1 protein-coding gene is annotated in these 432 nt (G+C 62.3%); it reads left to right on the top strand.

Translation table 11 applies throughout. The features are described 5' to 3' along the window. Positions 1-382 (top strand): transposase (locus ACUXUR_RS26840; RefSeq protein ID WP_445505397.1); only part of this gene is annotated, 382 nt, incomplete at its 5' end. Positions 383-432: the final 50 nt, after the last annotated feature.

The raw sequence follows: 432 nt of genomic DNA, 5'->3' as shown, positions 1-432 counted from the left end.
TCCACTCGCCTCACTCACCGGCGATGGAGCCTATGATCAGGAGGGCGTCTACGCTACCATCGCCGAGCGCCATCCTGAGGCTGACGTGATCATTCCACCCCGATCAACAGCGGTACCAAGCGAGATGGCAGAGCGCGCTCCGACCCAGCGCGACCGGCATCTCCAAAGCATTGCCGAGCATGGACGCATGGGCTGGCAGAAGAGGTCCGGGTACACGCAACGAGCCCTGGTGGAGACCTCCATCAGCCGGCTGAAACGAGTGATCGGAGACGCCTTGCGTTCACGGACGGATCAACGCCGCGCGACCGGGGTCGCCATCGCCGTTCATACCTTGAACAGGATGCTTGAGCTTGGACGCCCGAAGTGCGTCCGCATCGCTTGAAGTCGGGCTACGGGCGTGTTCAATGCGGGCATAATCCGATCCGTGCAACA

The organism is Microvirga medicaginis (assembly GCF_052658925.1).
Note: the sequence above shows the minus strand (reverse complement) of the source record. Positions and strands in the feature narration are given on the sequence as shown.